We start from the raw sequence: 1,408 nt of genomic DNA, 5'->3' as shown, positions 1-1,408 counted from the left end.
TTGGTTTCATTATTGGTCTCCAAAAATTAAATCGTGGTGAGTTTAGCACAGCCTTTTTCTAGGCTGAACCTTGAGCACTACTTCTACTTAGGCGAACCACTGGTTCCATGCTTGCTTCACCCATTCTCTTTCTGCAACAAACTTATCTTCAACCACATCTGCATCCAAATTAAGTAGGTTTCTGTGATGTATTTCGTTACGCATCGTCGTATACGCGCGTATCAGTTGCATCGCTTGGTCTTCTTCCATGACACCTTGAGCAATTAGCGTTTCATATATTCGGACATTGTCACACCAACGCGTAAGCTTAGGTTTCTCGTGACTATAGTTAAGCACCAAATATTGAGCCAGAAATTCGATATCGGTAATACCACCGACGTCTTGCTTGATCATGAAGCGACCAGATTTCTTACCGCCTAAATGATCGCGCATTTTTTCACGCATCTCGACGACTTCTTTTTTCAACGTTTGCTCATCACGCGGTTTACACAACACATCATGACGAGTGTTATGGAAAGCAATCGCCAATGGTTCATCACCATAAATCATGCGAGCGCGCACTAAAGCTTGATGCTCCCAAGTCCACGCATCTTGATGTTGATAATCATCAAACGCATCGGTTGGACTCACCAACAGGCCGGACGCACCAGAAGGACGTAAGCGAGTGTCCACTTCGTATAGAATGCCTGATGCGGTGCGGGTTGAGAAAATATGGATGATGCGCTGTGCTAAACGAAGGTAGAACTGGCGACCGTCAATTTCCTTCTTACCATCGGTGTATACGTTAACTGGGCAGTCGTGCATAAAGACGATATCTAAGTCTGAGTTGTAGCCCAACTCCCATCCACCGACTTTACCATAACCGATCACGGCAAAGCCTTTGCCTTCACGGTCTTTCACGTGTGTTGGCTCGCCGTATTTTTCAGACACTTGAAGCCACGCTTGGCTGACCACCGCTTCAACAATGGCTTCTGCTAGATAAGTTAAGTGGTCACTTACTTTCATGACTGGCAGCACGCCAGCGATATCCGCTGCGGCAATACGCAGAATACAAATTTGCTTAAACTGACGCAGCGCTTCCATTTGCTGCTCCATATCATCTTCGGGAATACGGGCAAGGAAATCGCGCAATTCAGTGCGATAGCTATCGAGTGGAATTGGGTTGTACAGCTGTTGAGGATCTATCAACTCATCCAGAAGGATTGGATAACGAGACAACTGTTCGGAAATCATCGGACTTGCGGTACACAAGCGCACTAACTGCACCAATGCGGCAGGGTGTTCATCCAACAATTCCAAGTACGTCGTGCGCGTGCAAATATTGTGCAGCAAGTGCAATACTCGCGGTAAACCAAATTGAGCGTCTGGGTGGGCAAACACCGCGTCAAACACTTTTGGCATCAAGCGA

At 46.7% G+C, this 1,408-nt stretch carries 1 protein-coding gene; it reads right to left on the bottom strand.

Annotation, left to right across the window (positions count from 1 at the left end):
- Positions 1-87: 87 nt before the first annotated feature.
- Positions 88-1,408: bifunctional [glutamate--ammonia ligase]-adenylyl-L-tyrosine phosphorylase/[glutamate--ammonia-ligase] adenylyltransferase (gene glnE / locus R7Q38_RS23390; protein ID WP_318114466.1), on the bottom strand; the 1,321-nt coding region annotated here is incomplete at its 5' end.

This window comes from Vibrio sp. Vb0598 (genome assembly GCF_033338935.1).
GTDB classification, from domain to species: domain Bacteria; phylum Pseudomonadota; class Gammaproteobacteria; order Enterobacterales; family Vibrionaceae; genus Vibrio; species Vibrio alginolyticus.
The sequence above is the reverse complement of the archived record's forward strand: the minus strand, read 5'-3'. Positions and strand labels throughout refer to the sequence as shown.